This is a genomic window from Micromonospora tulbaghiae, from assembly GCF_900091605.1.
GTDB lineage: Bacteria > Actinomycetota > Actinomycetes > Mycobacteriales > Micromonosporaceae > Micromonospora > Micromonospora tulbaghiae.
The window spans coordinates 605,846-622,782 of the sequence record NZ_FMCQ01000001.1; the positions used below are offsets into that span (position 1 = coordinate 605,846).

The 16,937-nt window shown below is 70.3% G+C and carries 14 protein-coding genes; 2 read left to right on the top strand and 12 right to left on the bottom strand.

Translation table 11 applies throughout. From position 1 onward, the window contains the following. Positions 1 to 180: 180 nt before the first annotated feature. Both GA0070562_RS02910 and acs read right to left on the bottom strand, forming a co-directional pair. On the bottom strand, positions 181 to 2,964 hold the full coding sequence (locus GA0070562_RS02910) for an immune inhibitor A domain-containing protein (protein WP_225853215.1): 2,784 nt from the start codon (positions 2,962 to 2,964) through the stop codon (positions 181 to 183). A gap of 230 nt (positions 2,965 to 3,194) precedes the next feature. Next, on the bottom strand, positions 3,195 to 5,183 hold the full coding sequence (gene acs / locus GA0070562_RS02915; RefSeq protein WP_091414572.1) for an acetate--CoA ligase: 1,989 nt from the start codon (positions 5,181 to 5,183) through the stop codon (positions 3,195 to 3,197). A gap of 201 nt (positions 5,184 to 5,384) precedes the next feature. Here acs and GA0070562_RS02920 point away from each other — a divergent pair, with 201 nt between their 5' ends. Next, on the top strand, positions 5,385 to 6,131 hold the full coding sequence (locus GA0070562_RS02920) for a Fic family protein (RefSeq protein WP_091414574.1): 747 nt from the start codon (positions 5,385 to 5,387) through the stop codon (positions 6,129 to 6,131). A gap of 12 nt (positions 6,132 to 6,143) precedes the next feature. Here the strand turns inward: GA0070562_RS02920 and GA0070562_RS02925 are convergent, their stop codons facing one another. From GA0070562_RS02925 to GA0070562_RS02980, 10 genes are all read right to left on the bottom strand, one after another. Continuing rightward, positions 6,144 to 6,950: an HAD family hydrolase gene (locus GA0070562_RS02925; protein WP_091414576.1), complete on the bottom strand. Its 807-nt coding sequence runs from the start codon at positions 6,948 to 6,950 to the stop codon at positions 6,144 to 6,146. An 85-nt stretch (positions 6,951 to 7,035) separates the two neighbouring features. After that, complete coding sequence (locus GA0070562_RS30550) at positions 7,036 to 8,409, bottom strand: tyrosine-type recombinase/integrase (protein WP_254663712.1); 1,374 nt, start codon at positions 8,407 to 8,409, stop codon at positions 7,036 to 7,038. Between the two features lie 122 nt (positions 8,410 to 8,531). Beyond that, a complete protein-coding gene (locus tag GA0070562_RS02940) occupies positions 8,532 to 8,816 on the bottom strand; it encodes a helix-turn-helix domain-containing protein (protein WP_231394856.1) in 285 nt (94 codons plus the stop codon). A gap of 15 nt (positions 8,817 to 8,831) precedes the next feature. After that, positions 8,832 to 10,616 (bottom strand): replication initiator, encoded by a 1,785-nt coding sequence (locus tag GA0070562_RS02945; RefSeq protein ID WP_091414578.1) that lies wholly within the window; start codon positions 10,614 to 10,616, stop codon positions 8,832 to 8,834. Continuing rightward, positions 10,613 to 11,230, bottom strand: coding sequence for a DUF2637 domain-containing protein (locus tag GA0070562_RS02950; RefSeq protein WP_091414580.1), 618 nt, complete (start codon positions 11,228 to 11,230; stop codon positions 10,613 to 10,615). The genes GA0070562_RS02945 and GA0070562_RS02950 overlap by 4 nt, the downstream gene beginning before the upstream one ends. After that, positions 11,227 to 12,654 carry an FtsK/SpoIIIE domain-containing protein gene (locus tag GA0070562_RS02955; protein WP_091414582.1) on the bottom strand — a complete coding sequence of 476 codons (1,428 nt, stop codon included), beginning with the start codon at positions 12,652 to 12,654 and terminating at the stop codon, positions 11,227 to 11,229. The genes GA0070562_RS02950 and GA0070562_RS02955 overlap by 4 nt, the downstream gene beginning before the upstream one ends. Before the next feature lie 378 nt (positions 12,655 to 13,032). Further along, positions 13,033 to 13,470 (bottom strand): hypothetical protein, encoded by a 438-nt coding sequence (locus GA0070562_RS02965; RefSeq protein WP_091414583.1) that lies wholly within the window; start codon positions 13,468 to 13,470, stop codon positions 13,033 to 13,035. A 105-nt stretch (positions 13,471 to 13,575) separates the two neighbouring features. After that, entirely contained in the window at positions 13,576 to 14,307 is a 732-nt protein-coding gene (locus GA0070562_RS02970; RefSeq protein ID WP_091414585.1) for a GntR family transcriptional regulator, read from the bottom strand. 37 nt (positions 14,308 to 14,344) lie between these two features. Beyond that, positions 14,345 to 14,641 carry a DivIVA domain-containing protein gene (locus GA0070562_RS02975; protein ID WP_254663714.1) on the bottom strand — a complete coding sequence of 99 codons (297 nt, stop codon included), beginning with the start codon at positions 14,639 to 14,641 and terminating at the stop codon, positions 14,345 to 14,347. Between the two features lie 12 nt (positions 14,642 to 14,653). Further along, complete coding sequence (locus tag GA0070562_RS02980; protein WP_338060904.1) at positions 14,654 to 14,944, bottom strand: hypothetical protein; 291 nt, start codon at positions 14,942 to 14,944, stop codon at positions 14,654 to 14,656. A 703-nt stretch (positions 14,945 to 15,647) separates the two neighbouring features. Between GA0070562_RS02980 and GA0070562_RS02985 the strand changes: the two genes are divergently transcribed. After that, positions 15,648 to 16,925 carry an NsdA family TPR-like regulatory protein gene (locus tag GA0070562_RS02985; RefSeq protein ID WP_254663715.1) on the top strand — a complete coding sequence of 426 codons (1,278 nt, stop codon included), beginning with the start codon at positions 15,648 to 15,650 and terminating at the stop codon, positions 16,923 to 16,925. Positions 16,926 to 16,937 lie beyond the last annotated feature (12 nt).

Here is a 16,937-nt window from a genome sequence, read left to right on the forward strand (position 1 = left end):
CATGCCTGCCGGTGGCCGAGTCGTTGACCAGCAACGATGCGCTCAGCGGCGATTGCAGTGACATGCATGGATTAATGGTTGCGCGGAAGGGCCGGGAGCGCTCGCGCTCCCGGCCCTTCCCCCATCGAGCTGGATCAGATCATTTTTCGGTCATTCCGGTTCCGCTTTGACCGCGCCCGTTCAGCTGCGCGGCGGAACCACGTACACCTGGGCGTACGAGTTGTCCTTGGCGGCCCGCTTGATGATGATCGAGACACCGTACTGGACGCCCGCGTCACCCGGGTTGCCGGTGCCGAGCACGATCGCCCCGCCACCGAGCGTCGAACCGTAGTAGTCCGTCGCCGGGCTGCCGTCCGGGTTCACCACCCGGGTCGTGTACTGCTGGTTGCCCCGCGACGGGATGACCACCGAGGCGTCGTTGTCCCGCGCGTACGCCGCACCGTCGCGGATCTCGATGCCCGGGTACCAGCCCTTGGCGTCGGTGAAGCCACGCACCGGAGCCTGCGGGCCGAACTTCGTGCAGTACTCGCTGTACGGCTCGTCCGCCGCCTCCAGGCACTCCTTGAACGGGTACGTGGGCTTCAGGCCGAACGCGGCGTTGGAGGACTGCGGCCGGCTGGGCAGGTTCTTCAGCACCGACGGGTCCTTCTCGGCCGCGACGCCCTTGCGGCGCAGCGGGTCGTTGTGCGAGTCGACGATCAGCAGACCGCCCTTGGCGCCGTAGCTGGGCAGCGCGGTCATCTGCGCGGTGACGTGGTTGACGTCGCCGAGCTGGGTGTCCCGGTACCAGACCAGCATGCCCGGCGCGTTGTACGCGATCCGGTCGACCTTCCACGCCTCGTGCGAGTAGACGGTGTCGTAGGTGTACTTCAGACCCTTGTCGAAGCCGTCGAAGTTACGCCACTCGGCCAGGTAGTAGTGCGACTTCACCTGGGTGCCCGAGTCGATGTACCAACCCGCGCCGCTGGTGTCGGTGAACGTGCCGCCGGTCTGGGTCCAGCCCGCGGCGCCGCTCTCCACGTCGTCGCTCCACGTGGTGGCGCCGCCGCCGGTCACCGAGAAGTCGTCGGCGAACCAGCCGCGCTCCACGAACGCCTCGTCGGTGGCGTAGCGCAGCCGGACCTGCACGGTCTGCCCGGCGTACGACGACAGGTCGACGTAGTCGTGCCGCCAGCCGCCGGTGCTGCCGGTCAGGCCGTACTTCTTGTTGCCGAAGTCGACCATGCGGCCGTTCGGGTCGGCGTAACCGTCGTTGGTGGAGACCAGCGCGCCGCCCTCGGCGTACACCTTCTGCTCGCTCCAGGTGGCCCCGCCGTCGGTGGAGACCTCGACGAAGCCGAAGTCCCAGTCCGCCTCGATGACGTAGTTGTTCCACATCCAGAACTTCGCGTCCGCGGCGTTCGGGACGGTCACCGTGCGGCTGAGCTTGACGTCGGCCCAGTTCTGGTCGGCGCCGGAGTACCACATGTTCCCGCCGCTGTGCGGCGTGGCCAGCGAGATCACCTTGTCCGGCAGATCGATCTTGATGCCGTCCTCGGTGCCGACCGGCGTACGCGAGGTCTGCCCGAGCTTGACCAGCTTGGCCCGGTCACCCGGCCCGAACGTCTTCGGCTCGGCCCAGCCCAGCACCCACTTGTCCCAGAGGCCCATGTGGGTGGGAAGCGCCTGGAAGATCTCGCCGGAGTGCGAGCCCGACGCCATCAGGTCCCAGAAGTCCACGTCCGAGTCGGCGTTGCCGGAGGTGTCGTAGAGGTCCGGCAGGCCCAGGTCGTGCCCGAACTCGTGGGCGAAGACGCCGACGCCGGCGTCCTCCGGCTGCACGATGTAGTTCGACACCTTCAGGTTGGTGCCCGGGATCGTGTAGCCACCGGTCACGGTCGAGGAGTGCGCCCAGACCGAGTAGATCCCGACGTCGCCGCCGCCACGGGACTTGCCCTGGTTGGCGTGCACCAGCACCAGGTGGTCGATCACGCCGTCCGGCTCGTGGTAGTTGCCGTCGCCGTCGCGGTCGCTCTGGTCCTCGATGTCGTAGTCGGCCCACGGGAAGTTCGGGTCGGCCGCGGCGAGCGCGTCGATCGCATCGGTGGCGAGGCGCCCGGCGCCCTGCGGGTTGTCCGGGTGGCCGTTCATCGACTGCTCACGCCCGGCGACCCAGTTGCCGTTCTCGTCCTGGAAGCAGCGCGAGGCGGCGTACCAGCCCTCCGAGTGCGGCACCGTGATCCACGGGCTGGCCTGCCCGTCCACGGTGTACGCGTTCTTGGACATCTCCAGGTACATGTTGTGCATGGTCCGCCCGGCGAGGCTGATGCCCGGCTTGCCGTCCGGCCCCTTCAGGTCCTTGCGGACCCGCTCGGTGATGCCCTTCTTGCTGTAGAGCATCTTGTCGTAGTGGGCCGGGGAGAAGTCCGGCACCCACATCGAGTTGTTGTCCTTGTGCGGCAGCGTGGCCGGGTTCGGAATGGTGTTGTGCCGCGGCCCGTTCTGCACGGTGCCGGGAACGCAGGTGCGGTCCTCGAACACCGTCTTCGGGACCATCACGTTCGTGAAGTCGTCGTTGGCCTTGTCGTTGAACTCGACGAGCAGCGTCAGCAGCTTGGCGGTCTGCGTGCTCTTGGCCTTCTTGATCTTCCGAGGGCTGTGGCCGGTCCGGATGGACTTGGCCTCCAGCTTCGCCAGCTCGCGGGCGGCGATCGGGTTGCCGCCGGCGTACTTGCGGTCGTAGGCGCGCGCCTCGTCCGCGGGCGAGGAGAAGACGCCGTCGCGGCCCTTGACCTCCTTGCCGCCGGTGTCCGGCTGCACCTCGGGCTCGGCGTAGTTGATGTAGTGCTCGTCCGCCCCGATCGTGACCGGTGCGGACCGGGACGGCTGGGCCGCCGCGCTGCCCGTCACGGTCAGCGACGTGGCCGCGAGCGCGATGGCGGGCAGCGCGACGAGTAGGCGTCGGCGTGCCCTGTGCTGCGACATGGGGAGCATGCCACTCCGTTCGTAGGGAATGGTGAGGGACCGGCCGTCTCACTGACACTCGTCGAAATCCGCCGGTGCGGCTGAACGTAACCGACAAGCAGCGACATCGACAGTGGTGAAAAGCCCCTCTGGCCGATCAGGTCAGACCGGGTCCACCGATCGACCGGAACAGGTCCCCGGGTACGACGAGGGGCGGACCGCCGCGCGGCCCGCCCCTCGGTCGGCTGTGGTCAGTCCTCGTCGGACTTGCCGCCGCTCATCCCCGAGGAGATCAACTCCATCACCGAGGAGTCCTGGAGCGTGGTCACGTCGCCGAGCGACCGGTTCTCCGCCACGTCCCGCAGCAGCCGGCGCATGATCTTCCCGGAGCGGGTCTTCGGCAGCTCCGGCACCAGCATGATCTGTCGCGGCTTGGCGATCGGGCCCAGCGTCTTCGCCACGTGGTTGCGCAGCTCGGCGATGAGCTGCTCGCCCGCGTCACCCGCGGTCTCCGCGCTGCCGCGCGGGATGGCGAACGCGACGATCGCCTGGCCGGTGGTCGGGTCGGTCGCGCCGACCACCGCCGCCTCCGCCACCGACGGGTGACTGACCAGCGCCGACTCCACCTCGGTGGTGGAGATGTTGTGGCCGGACACCAGCATCACGTCGTCGACCCGGCCGAGCAGCCAGATGTGCCCGTCGTCGTCCTTCTTGGCGCCGTCACCGGCGAAGTAGACCCACTCGTCGCCGGTGTTGGCGCCCGCGCCGAACCGGGACCAGTACGTCTCCAGGAACCGGTTGTCGTCGCCCCAGATGGTCCGCAGCATCGAGGGCCACGGCTCCTTCAGCACCAGGTATCCGCCGCCGCCGTTCGGCACCGACTGGCCCTGGTCGTCGACCACGTCGGCGACGATGCCGGGCAGCGGGCTCATCGCCGAGCCGGGCTTCGCCTCGGTCACGCCGGGCAGCGGCGAGATCATGATGGCGCCGGTCTCGGTCTGCCACCAGGTGTCCACCACCGGCAGCTCACCACGGCCGACGTGCTGCCGGTACCAGATCCACGCCTCCGGGTTGATCGGCTCGCCGACGCTGCCGAGCAGACGCAGCGACGACAGGTCGAACCCGGCCGGAATGTCCTCGCCCCACTTCATCATGGTGCGGATCAGGGTCGGCGCGGTGTACAGGATGGTCACCTTGTACTTGTCGACGATCTCCCAGAACCGGCCCTTGTGCGGGGTGTCCGGGGTGCCCTCGTACATGACCTGGGTGGCGCCGTTTGAGAGCGGGCCGTACACGATGTAGGAGTGCCCGGTCACCCAGCCGATGTCGGCCGTGCACCAGTAGACGTCCGTCTCCGGCTTCAGGTCGAAGACCGCGTGCGTGGTGTACGACGTCTGGGTCAGGTAGCCGCCGGTGGTGTGCAGGATGCCCTTCGGCCGGGCGGTCGTGCCGCTGGTGTAGAGGATGAACAGCGGGTGCTCGGCGTCGAACGCCTGCGCCTCGTGCTCCGGCGACGCGGTCTCCACCGTCTCGTGCCACCAGTGGTCCTTGCCCGACCAGGCGACCTCCTCACCGGTACGGCGGACCACCAGCACGTGCTCCACCGACGGGCACTTCGCCACCGCCTCGTCCACCGTCGGCTTGAGTGCCGACGGCTTGCCCCGGCGGAAGCCGCCGTCCGCGGTGATCACCACCTTGGCGCTGGCGTCCTGGATCCGGTTGGTGAGCGCGTCGGCGGAGAAGCCGCCGAACACCACGCTGTGCGTGGCGCCGATCCGGGCGCAGGCGAGCATCGCCACCGCCGCCTCCGGGATCATCGGCATGTAGATCGCCACCCGGTCACCGGCGGTCACGCCCAGCTCGGTCAGCGCGTTCGCGGCCTGGCAGGTGAGCTTGTGCAGGTCGGCGTAGGTGACGGTACGGGTGTCGCCCGGCTCGCCCTCCCAGTGGATCGCCACCTTGTCGCCCTGGCCCGCCTCGACGTGCCGGTCCAGGCAGTTGTACGCCACGTTGAGCCGGCCCCCGGTGAACCACTTCGCGAACGGGGCGTTCGACCAGTCCAGCACCTGCTCCCACGGCTGGGCCCAGGCCAGCCGGCCGGCCTGGCGCTCCCAGAAGGCGAGCCGGTCGCCGGCCGCCTCCTCGTACGCCTCGGCGGTCACGTTGGCGTTCGCGGCGAGTTCAGCCGGCGGCGGGAACTGGCGCGTCTCGTTCAGCAAGTTGGCCAATGCCTCGCTCATGCGGTGACTCCTTCGTCGCGTGACCTGCGTCTCCTACTGCGGGGAAGGTTAGTCCCGCCGTACTCCGGCCGCGACCGCCCGGCCTCTCACCGCGCGCCGAGCGGCCCCGTCCCCGCGCCGAGTGCACCGCGCGACGCCGACGGCGTCACTTTCCCGGCGGGCGGAGGCGGATACCGGCCCGCCGGTCGCTAGCGTGACGGGGTGACCACCGATCCGCTCGCCCCGCTGCTCGCGCTCGCCGACGTCGCCCCCGCCGTCGAGCGGGCCCGCGAGCGGGTCGACCTGGCCCACCGGCACCGCGCGCTGCGCCGCCAGGGCGGCCAGGTCGCCGCCGAGGTCAGTCTCCGCTCGGCTGTGGCCAGCGCCGCGCTGGAGGGCCGCGACCACGAACGCGAGGAGGTACGCGCCGGCACCGTCACCGACCCGGTGCTCCAGGGCGCGCTACGGGTCGCCGGGGCGCTGCCCGGACTGAGCGACCTCTGGCCCAAGGCCCCCCGGCAGGTGATGGCCCGGCTGCACGTGCTCGCCGCCCGCGACGTGGTGACCGAGGAGGAACTGGGCCGCCCCGTCGCCGACCCGGTGGTGGCGGCCCGCCTCGACGGCCTGGCCGCCCTGGTCGCCGGCGGCACCAAGGTGCCACCGCTGGTGCTGGCCGCCGTCGTACACGGCGAGCTGCTGAACCTGCGCCCGTTCCCCGGCCCGTCCGGGGTGGTGGCCCGCGCCGCCGCCCGGCTGGTGCTGATCTCCACCGGGTTCGACCCCCGCGGGCTGGTCGCGGTGGACGTCGGCCACCGCGAGCGCGAACCGGAGTACGTGGGCGCGGCCGGCGCGTTCGCCACCGGCACGCCCGACGGCCTGCGCTCCTGGCTGCGGCACTACATGAGCGCGGTGGAGGTCGGCGCGGACCAGATCACGCTGATCGGCGACGAGATCCTCGCCGCGTCCTGACGGTTGCGGGTGTCAGGCGGTGGGTGCGGCCGTGCGGGTGCGGCGGTGCCGGCCGTACCAGGCGATGCCGATGGCCACGCCGACGCCCACGCCGAGCGCTGCCGCCGCGACCGGCACCGCCGGCCGCTCGCGCAGGCGGCGACCCAGCGGGATCGGGTGCCGGAACTCCAGCACCGGCCACGCGTTCTCCACCGCCAGCTTGCGCAGCGCCCGGTCCGGGTTGACCACCGTCGGATGCCCCACGCACTCCAGCAGCGGCCGATCGGAGTACGAGTCGGAGTACGCGTACGAGTCGGCCAGGTCGTAGTCCCGCTCCAGAGCCAGTTCGCTGACCGCCTCGACCTTGCTCGGACCGGCCGCGTAGAACTCGACCTCGCCGCTGTAACGGCCGTCCACCACGCCCATCCGGGTCGCGATCACGTCGGTGATCCCGAGCAGCTCACCGATCGGCCGGACCATCTCGTCGCCGGACGCGGAGACCAGCACGACGTCGCGCCCGGCGGACTGGTGCTCCTCGATCAGGGCGGCCGCCTCGGCGTACACATAGGGGTTGATCAGCTCGTGCAGCGTCTCCGCGACGATCTGGCGGACCTGTTCCACCGGCCAGCCCTTGCAGAGTGTGGCCAGGTAGTCCCGGGTCCGGGCCATGGTCTGCTCGTCGGTGCCGCCCAGCCGGAACATCAACTGCGCGTACGCCGACTTGACCACGTCACGCCTGGTGATCAGCCCGTCCCGGTAGAACGGCCGACCGAACGCCAGGGCGCTCGACTTGGCGATGACGGTCTTGTCGAGATCGAAGAAAGCGGCGCTGCGGCCCACGGCGCGAAAGTCTAGCCCGACGGGAGGCGTGGAGGCGTCCGCCCGGGTCGCGAAAGCCGATGAGCACCCGGTGGAGTGACGGCGGTCACAGGTAGCTATCGATGAATTTAGCTTTGCGTGGAGTGAACAACACTCGACGTATAAGGGTCGACTGCGGCATGCTTGTGCTCGCGACGGGAGTTCGCATACCCGGCGTCGATGGGCCTCGGCGGTTGCACCCCCCGTAACCGCTGAGTCGGTTCGGCTCGACCCCCCGGAGCCGAACCACAAGACGACCCCCGTCTCCCCCCGACGGGGGTCGTCCCTTTGCGGCTTCCCCTTCCGGCACAGGTGGAGGCGGGTTCTCCGGATCGGCCGGGTGCGGCGCCGGGCGGAAAGTCAGCGAATCGTCAGCGAACGTCAGCCGGACCCGATCGGCGTAGTCGTCGGGCGTGTGCGTGTACCGGTCCAGCGTCGTCGACGCCTTCTCGTGGCCCACCACCCGCCGCACCACGTTGACCGGCACCCCGTCCGTCACCAGCCACGTTATGTACGAGTGCCGCAGGTCGTGGAACCGCAACCCGCCGACCGCCGAGGCCGCCGCGTGCGCCACCGCCGCCGCCTCCGTGGCGAACTCCGCCCGCGGCTCCCGCCCGTCCCGATCCGGCCACACCGCCAGCCACCGGCCCGGCGCCACCTCGGTCACGCGACCGAGCAGCCCGGCCCGCACCAGCGACGGCAGCCACACCCGCCGCCGGAAGTTCGATCGCCGATGCGGCCCGCCGTCCCGGTCGGCGAAGACCAACGCCCGGCCGTCCGGCGACCCGGCCCCGCGCCGCCGGCGCAACTCGTCGACGAGGAAGCGCGGCATCGGCACTGCGCGCACCCCGGCCCGAGTCTTCGGATACGCCCGCAGCACGACCCCGCCATGGGTCTCTACCGCAACCTGGGCTACGTGCACGAGCCCTCGGTCGAGGTCGACAGCCTCCCAGGGCAGGCCCGCGCACTCACCCCAGCGCAGACCCGCCCCGGCGGCGGCGCAGACGATCCCCCGATGCTCGGCCGGCACGGCGGGCAGCAGCCGGCCGAGGAAGACCTCTCGGCTGATCGTGCCAGCGCGAGCCTCACCAGCCCGGTTTCGCGGTATCCGCACCCCCTCGCACGGGTTCACCGCGATCAGCCGCGCCCGGATCGCCGTCTGCATGATCATCGACAGCATGCCGAGGTGCTTAGCCGTCGTCGAGGGCGCCAAGGTCCGGCCCAGGTTCGTCACCCACTCCTGCACCGCCAGGTAGTCGATCCGCGCCAACGGCCATTCCGCCCACTGTGGCAGCAGATGCGCCCGCAGCATCGATTCCGTCCGCTCGGCCGTCCGAACCTCCACCGACCGCCCGGCCAACCACCGCGTCACGAACTCGCCGAACCGCATCCGCCCGGCGTGCGGGTCGACATACGTGCCCCGGTTGATCGCGCCCTCCACCTCAGCGAGGTACGCGTTCGCCTCCTTCTTCGTGCGGAACGTCTTGGCCTTCTGCCGGTTGGCCGAATCCCGCCAGTTCGCCCGGTAGGTCCCGGCCGGCGTCTTGCTCACGAAGCCCACGGTCACCAACCTCCACGCGGCGAGTCGGTCCCGGTTGCCGAAAGCCCGCCGGCCGCACCGTCCAGCCAGGCGTGGAAGCGGCTGCGCGGCACCACCCAGCGGCGCCCCAGACGCTCGGCGGGAATCTGCCCGGCCCGGACCAGGGCGTAGGCCGAGCTGACCGAGAGAGACAGCATCGCGGCCACCTCCTTGACCGTGTAGACGGCACGGACCGGCTTGACCTCGGAGGCGGCTTCGCCCATCCAAGGGCCGGCCTGCCGCAGCTCGAATGGCACGACGTTGGACAAGATTTCCCCCATGGTTCAGGCCGCGAGTGCGGCAGGTTGATCGGATGACGGCGCGACCGCGGCTGTTCGTAGCCGTGCGGTGTCGAGGTCTGTGCGCCAGCGGATGCGCGCGGATATGGCGCGCAGGAGTCGGTGTTCCAGTGGCGGTACGTCGGGGTCTTCGGGCCGGGCGAGTTCGAACCGGTACCGCTTGGATCCGTCCGCGTTGTCGGCCGCCTGGTCGTGCTCCTCGGTGTCGGCCATGCCGCCGGCGAGGATGGCGCGCACCCACGCCCGGTTGTCCGCGCGGTGGTCGGCGAGAGTCTTGCCGGACCATTGGCGGGAGACGAGGACGCGGCGGCCGGTGAAGCCGAGGGTGGAGCGTTGGTGGACCTTCCCGGTGCACCGGCCCGGGGTCAAGCCCGCCTTGACGCCGTCCGGCTGAACGCCGTAGAGCAGCCAGTTCGCACACGTCGGCGAGCACGGCAGGACCGACAGTTCCGCGTGGAGCCGGTCGAAGTGCGCCTTCTGCGGGTCCGAGCGGGGCCTGGCCTGGTCGGTCAGATCCTTCGTGACGTACTTGGTCACGTACCGGATGGACCGTTCGGCGTCCTTGGTGCCCTGCTCGATGCCGCGGGCGTCGATGCGGCCGAGGCGGGCGACGTAGGCGGGTCGGCTGTCGGGTTCTTCCAGGGCGTCGAGGGCTTCGCCCCAGGTGGGCAGCGGCTCGCGGGTCTTGGGGTCGACGTATGCCTGTCGGTCGACGTCCCAGACCGGCGGCTTGTCCAGGCGGTAAACCGGCTCGTTGAAGGGTGGCCACCACACCTGGTGGTAGGTGGCGGCGGCGATCTGCTTGAGCAACCGGCGCGGGAGAGTGCCCCGGATAGCGAAGTGCGCGTGTGGGGCGAGGCGGCGTTGCAGCTCGACCGCTCCGGCGTATTGGACGTTCCAGCCGGCGGCACGGCGGACGTTCTGCCACCACCGATCGAGAACCCGGGCGAAGTGGATCGCATCGAGGGCGGCGCGTCGGTAGTCGTAGCCGGCCGGGTCGACCGGGGTGCCCAGGAGATCGTCGTTCGGACCGTGCCGGGTACCGCATTCACAGGCAGCGACATACGCGCCGCGGCGGAGGTGGGAGTGCACCGGCCCGTGCGAGTCGAGCGTCAGCGTGATCAGCATCGACGGCCGGTAGGTCTTGCCCGCCCGGCCCGAGTAGGCGCGGCCCACCGTGCGGGGGTCGACCGGTAGGCGGGGCAGATCGGGCGAGTCCTGACGCCGCCGGGTGGACCGCTTGCGGCGAGGCCGATCGTCCCGCTCTTTCGGGGTCAGGTGGCCGCGCAGGCTGGTCTCGCCGAGGGCTTCGTCCAGCTCGGCGATCGCGGCATCGATCTCCGCCACCTGCGCGGCCCGCTCATCCGGGGTCATCGGCTGGTATTGGACGGCTTCGCGTTCGAACTCCAGATGCGCCCGCACCCGCACCAGGGCGAGCGCGTCCTCACCAGGCTTGTCGGGGCGCACGGCCGGCTCGTCAGCGAGGTGCCAGCCCTCCCGGATCTGCTGGATCCGCAGCCGCCGGCCCTTCTCCGCGCACGGCTTGCACTTCACGGCCAGCGTCGCGCCGCACGGCACCTCCACCACCTCGGTCAGGCCGTTGGCGGTGTCGGTGCGGCGCAGGGCGAGGGGGCGGACGCAGACGCCGTGTGACTCGGCGAGCTGTTTGAGCGCGTCCTTGGCGAGGGGTTTGCGCATCCGGTCGGCCCGCGACCCGGGCCGCGGCTGCGTCTCCGACGGAGTCTCGGGAATGAGGGGAAGTTGGGTCACTGGTCACGCTCCGCGCCGTACGAGGTGCCGTTGCGGGCCGTGAACGCTGCTGCGGGCACGGGCACCAGGCCGGGCCGCTGCACCACTACCGCCGCCGACCGAACCGGTTCGACGGTGACCGCCTGGTCCTCGTTGACGGCGTCGACCACGACGGGCCGGTGATCCTCGGTCGGGTCGTAGCCGGGTGGCACCTCGCCCCGGTCGCCGCTCGGCTGCTCGACGGGCGCCTCCGGGGCGGTGGAGAAGACGAGCTTGGACAGGCCGAGAAACGCCAGCGCGGGCACGGCCGACAGCAGCCACCCGGACGGGCTCGGCTTCGCCACCGCCAGTTGCGCGGCGAGAGACAGAGCGACGGCGCAGACGAGCAGGAACAGCGGGTACCCGATCGGGCCGCCGGTGCGGCGGCGCCGCCGGATGGTCAGCAGCGCCGCGAGCGGGAGCAGTTCGGATATGGCGGCATTCGCCCAGCCGAACCACTCCCCGGTACCGGCCGGAGAGTTGGCCATGGTCCAGTCGTGCACGTGAGTGAAGGATGCGGCCCCGGCCAGTCCGCCCACGATGAGGACGATGAGCACCAGGACGAGCCCTTCCACGCGCTCGGTGTCGGCCTTCATGAGGTCACCTCCTGGTCGGTGTCGTCGCAGAGGCGGCGGTAGTCGCGGCCGAGCTGACGGATGTCGTCATCGGTGAGGTAGGCGAACCGCACCCGGACGGGTTCACGGACGCCGTCGAGGACCACGAATCCCACCCCGGGCGACGACTCCGGAATCCGGTCGCAGAGGGCTCCTCGGTCGCGGGCGGCGTCGCCGAGGACCATGTCCACCTGTTCCGGCTCGGTCAGCCGCAGCCCGATGCGGGTGGGGAATAGGTCGCGGAACGGCAGGACGTCCTTACGCGGGTCCTGCAAGGCTGCGACCACGTGCACGCCGACCGCCCGGCCCTGCGACAGCAGCAGCCCGAGCGATTCCTTGATCCGGTCGCGGACCTTCCGATCGGTGATGTACGCCGTGAGTGCGGCCAGCTCGTCAACGACCAGGACGAGCAACGGATCCTCCGGGGTCGGCACATGCTGACGGGTCACCCCGCGCAGCCGGGCCGCCCGCAGCCGCATCCGCTTCACAGCCTCTTCCAGGACGCCGGCCATGCTGTCCGGGTCGTCGTAGGTGAACCGGGTGAACAGCGGCACTCCGGCCGCCAGTTCCATTCCGCCCTTCGGGTCGAACGCCCACACCTCGATCAGGCCCGATTGGATGCCGCCGGCCAGGGAGCGGAGCAGTGACCACAGCACCGAGCCCTTCCCTGAACCGGTCGCCCCCGCGATGAGCACATGCGACCCGGCCAGCCGCAGCCGGTAGGGCTGCCCGTCCTCGTCGACGCCGAGCGGCAGCCCGTCCAGTTCCGGCACGTCGGCCACCGGCAGCGGCACCACGACAGCGGCGAGGGGGTCACGGCGCACGAGGCGCACCACCACCCGATCCGGGCGGCCTGTGGAGCGGGCCTGTCCGCTGCGGCGGCGGAAGGCGTAGGCGAGGCGTTCCGCGGCCTGCCCCCAGTCGTCCGGGATCTGCCCCGGCAACAGCCGGACGGTCAGCTCATCGCCGAACCGGTCGCCGCGCACCCGCAGGAGCTGCGGCACGTACCGGTTGCCGGCGAACGTGGTCGCTAGGCCACACGTGGCCATCACCGACGCCCACCGACGCCGGTAGACGAACAGCGCGCGGAACCGGCTGACGAGCGGGTACCAGCCGAACCGCAGCCACGACGACGGATGCCACCGCCACCATGCCGCGCAGCCCGTGGCGACGGTTAGGACTACGCCGGCCAATACCAGGCCGCCGAACTCCGCCCGGACCCATAGGGCCAGTGCGACGGGGGCGGTGAGCCACCAGTACCGGATCGCCAGCACGGTGAGCCGGAACAGGCCCCGGGCCAGCCACCAGAGCACCAGCAGCCAACCCGGAACCCGCCACGCAGGAAGGCGCACGTTCATCGGCGCCATGGGGATCTTGTCCCCGGGAATCACGTTGATCAGAGGCACAGGTCACCACCCCGAACCGAACGCCCCAGCGTCGCGATGCACGAGTGGCAGGACATGCGGCGCAGGTCAAACCGGCGCGGCTTCACCCACCGGCAGCAACGGGGGCAGCGGATCGCGCACACGCGCGCCGAAGCCGGCGGCAGATGCAACACCGACCGGACGGCGGCCTCCACCTCCCGGTACGCGTGCCGCACACCGACCAGACGAGTACGCGACATCAGGACCACCACCCCGACGAGCGGCGGCGCAAGGGGTTCAGGGCAGCAGGAACTACGGTGGGCACTACGCCCTCCTTCATCAGATGAGGGGTGGGAGAGCGCGGGACGGGTCGGGACTCTTGGCGGGGAAACGACCCGCCCCGCGCGCACAACAACCGAGTCAGGCAGCCACCGAACCCGGCACCGTCGACGCCGGGCGGATCGAGGTGGCCCGCAGCGAGTACGCCATGCGGGAACGGCAGTCACCCGAGGAACGACCCGGCTTGCACCGCTGCGAGTCGACATACGGCGTGAGGGTCAGGCCCTCGAACTCCACCGCCGGCGGATAGCCGGGAACGGTCGACGGCGGCGGGACCGGCTGCTGCGGAGCAACGACCTTGACCTTCACTTCGGTCGACCGGCCGAACTTCCCGGCTTCGGGGTCGAGATCCATCACTCGCACCACCCAGACCCGCTCGCCGGTGTCCTTGTCCCGCGCCTGGTTATCCGCCTCGCCCCGCCGCTCGAAGTCGATCTGCGGGGAGACGCCGAGGCAGAGCGCCCCAGCGGGGAAGACGTACTCGGACGGGACCGGCACCTTCAACGTCAGCGGAATCACGACAAGACCTCCAAGTCGACAAGTCAACTCGACTAGTTGACTTGTTAAGTGAGATCGAAGGTAAAGAGTGCCAACTTGACTTGTCAAGCAGCAAATCCACTTTGGTCAGTCGAGCGGGTAGACGTCTTCCAGATCGTGCCGGGCGGCGGGAAGGAGCACGTCCACCGCCAGCAGCGGCGTGGCGCTCCGGTCGCAGATGACCAGGAGCACGGTCAGCACTGGATCGCTTTCGCGGACCTGCAACAGCTCGGCTTCCTCGGTGGTGGGCAGCCGCGCCGAGATGCGCTCGGTCACGTGGTCGAGCTTGAGGCGCTTGCGGGAGGCGACGTGTCTGAGCAGGCCCTCCGGCATGACGTCCTGGGAGCCCACGCCGGTTCCATCGGCCAGCTCGACGGGCAGGAACGCCGTACCCAGTTCCACCGGGCCGACGTCTTCAGCGGTGATGAGACGCCGACGTGCCACGACCGGAGTCCCCGGTTTCACGCCGAGGGCGTTAGCGGCTCGTGGGGGAGCGGGAACGGTACCGGCGGCCAGTAGCGTCGACCCCGCCCGCTCGTCGTCGTCGAGCAGGCCATAGCGCCGCTCGCGTGAGCGCTGGCCGGTGCCTCCTGGACGACCCAGAACGAACCGACCCTTGCCCTGGCGACTCTCGATCCAGCCGTCCTGTCGCAGGAGGTCCAGGGCCCGGACCACGACGGGCCGGGACGCGCCGAACTCGCGGATGAGTTCGGTCTCGCTGGGCAGCATCGCACCCGGCGGGTAGGTGCCGTCCTCGATGCGCTGTTGCACTGCATTGACGATCACCACGTACTTCGGCGGCGCAACCTCGATCGGCACCGTTTCACTCCAGATGGAAACTCAAGTTGTCAACAGGCTATCTGCGCTGCTGATCCCCTGTCCATGCGCTGCCGCCCGCCCGACCGGGCCTCGGCGCGAATTGGCCCTGCCAGTCTCGGAGAGCGTTTTTCAGCCGGATGTTTTCCTCCCGGAGGCTTGCCTCGACCGCATCCCTGGCGGTCAGCTCGTCAACGACCCGGCGCAGGAACGCATAGACGTGCTCCTCGGCCAGGCCCCGCCGACCGAACCCGGTCCGCCGGAACCGCTGACGGCGCACCTGTTCCGGAGCCATCGGCACGAGCCGTGACGCCACGCGAAAGACTCCCACTGCCATTGAAATCTCCCTTCAAGTTGTCACGCTTAATTCCTGCTTCGAGCCGTTCCTGGCTCGCGTTACCGCTGTTGGCCTCCTGCTTGGTTGGCGGATCACGGCCCGCGGCGGGTCCGCCCGACGAAGGCCTGCCTTCTGCACGAAGATCTCTCGACGGGTCAGAGCGTTGCCCTTCTGGTCGAGGACGTAGCCCGTCAGCCAGATCCAGTCGTGGAAAGCCAGTTCGCCGGAGACCTTGATGACTCGGAAGATCAAGGCTCGGTCGCCGCCGAACTGCACCGACGCGCCGCCATCGACGTGAAGCACGTCTCCCGGTTTCGGAACCACTGCCGGCCGCCTTCCACACCTCGGATGAGCGGGCGCCGAGGCGGGCGGGCTTGCGAACGCGGCCGACACCGCGCTTCCACCAGCACCCGCCCCGGGCCAACTCAGGACACGGCAGAACGCCGCGTGATCACGGAGGGTTGGCGGTCGCCGCTGTCAGACGACCGCTAGCCCCGCCCACTGCCCCTGGGCGCCGGTTCCTGCGCAGTCGGGGCAGTCACGCCGCTGCAACCGGTTCGGGTCACCGGGTGCCCGGAGCGAGCGCCGAGGGCTGGCCATCTTCCAGCCCCGCCCCTCGCATGCAGGACACGCAGCCGGCCCGGACGGCGAGGACCGATGCGGCCCTCGCTGCGGACGCGGCCCATCCACGCACCGGACGACCCGGACCCCGGTTTGCTCAGCGCCGCTCCTCGCTGAGCGCCCCTCCCGGTGTCCGCGTCGACGCTGCTGCCCATGTGCATCGACGGGATGCACATGCACAATTGCGGTGGGTGAGCCGTCCATGTAGGAGAGATTGCACGGGACCTACGGGACCGATCGAGGACCCGTAGGGACACCTCTGGCGGACATCGAGCGGACACCACGAGGACCTGCATTGCCGGAAGGACCTCACCCGGGCGAGCGTGGAGACAGCCCATCAGGAAGGCGTAGACGGATGGCACGAGAACGCCGTGAACCTCGCACCGTGCTGGAGCACCTGATCCAGCAGAGCGACCGTACGTACGAGGAACTGGCCGACGAGTTCTCCCGGATGGATCCCCGGGCGGCGATCAGCGCCCGGCACCTCGGGCGGTTGGCACGCGGCGAACGCGACCTGGCCTCATCGACTCCCGCCACCCGGCGGGCACTACAGGCCATGTTCAGCAAGCCCATCGACGAACTACAGCGCCCTTGGACTCCCCACCAGTTGACCCCTGCGCCGGAGCGACAGATTGTCGACCCCACCGGCGCCGGCCCGGAAAGGAACCTCCTCGCCATGGCCGCACAACGCGCCCGTCAGTACGCCATGCTCGCCGCCGAGTCCACCAGCCCGGCCGCCATCGAACAGCTCGCCGAGGACGTGCAGCGCCTGGCGCTCGCGTACCCGCAGCGCCCCGTCAGCCAGGTGCTCCCCGACCTGGCCGAGACACAGGACACCCTGTTCACGCTTTTAGAGCGCCGCCAAGCCCCGAACCAGTCCAGGGACCTGCACTTCCTCGCCGGCATCACCAGCGGTCTGCTCGCCAAGGTCTCCCACGACATGGCCGACCCCTACTCGGCCATGCTCCAGGCCCGCACCGCGGTTCTCTGCGCCGAGCAGGCCGGCCACCCAGGGCTTCAGGCGTGGCTGCGCGGCCTGCAATCGCTCGTCGCCTACTGGGCCGGCCGCTACGCCGAGGCGGTCCGCTACGCCGAAGCCGGCCGTGAGTACGCCACCCAGGCCGGGGGCACAACTGCCGTCTGGCTGCCCGCCAGCGCCGCCCGCGCATACGCTGCCCTGGGCAACGCCGAGCAGGCCAAGGCCGCCATCACCGAAGCCGAAGACGCCTGGTCTCGGGTACGCCCCGACGAGATGGACGAGATGGGCGGGATCTGCACCTTCAACCAGCCCCGCACCCTCTACTACGCCAGCGATGCCCTGGCCTGGCTTCCCGGCGAGGCCACTAACACCGAGCGATACGCCCTCCGCGCCGCCCAGGCATACGCCGATCCCAACGACCCCGCGTGGGCGTTCGGCGACCAGGCAGGCTCACACGCCAACCTCGCCATTGCCCGCGTGGCCGGCGGGGACCTTGACGCCGCCGCCGACGCCCTGGCCCCCGTGCTCGACCTCCCCGCCGATCAGCGCATCAACGGCATCGTTCACTCCGTGCGCAGGGTCCATCAGGCCATCACCCGCGCCGGCCACGCCGACGGTGCCCGCGAGCTTGTCGACGGCATCGAGCACTTCACCCACGCCCCGGCCAACGCTCTTCCTCGATAGGGCACGATCTGG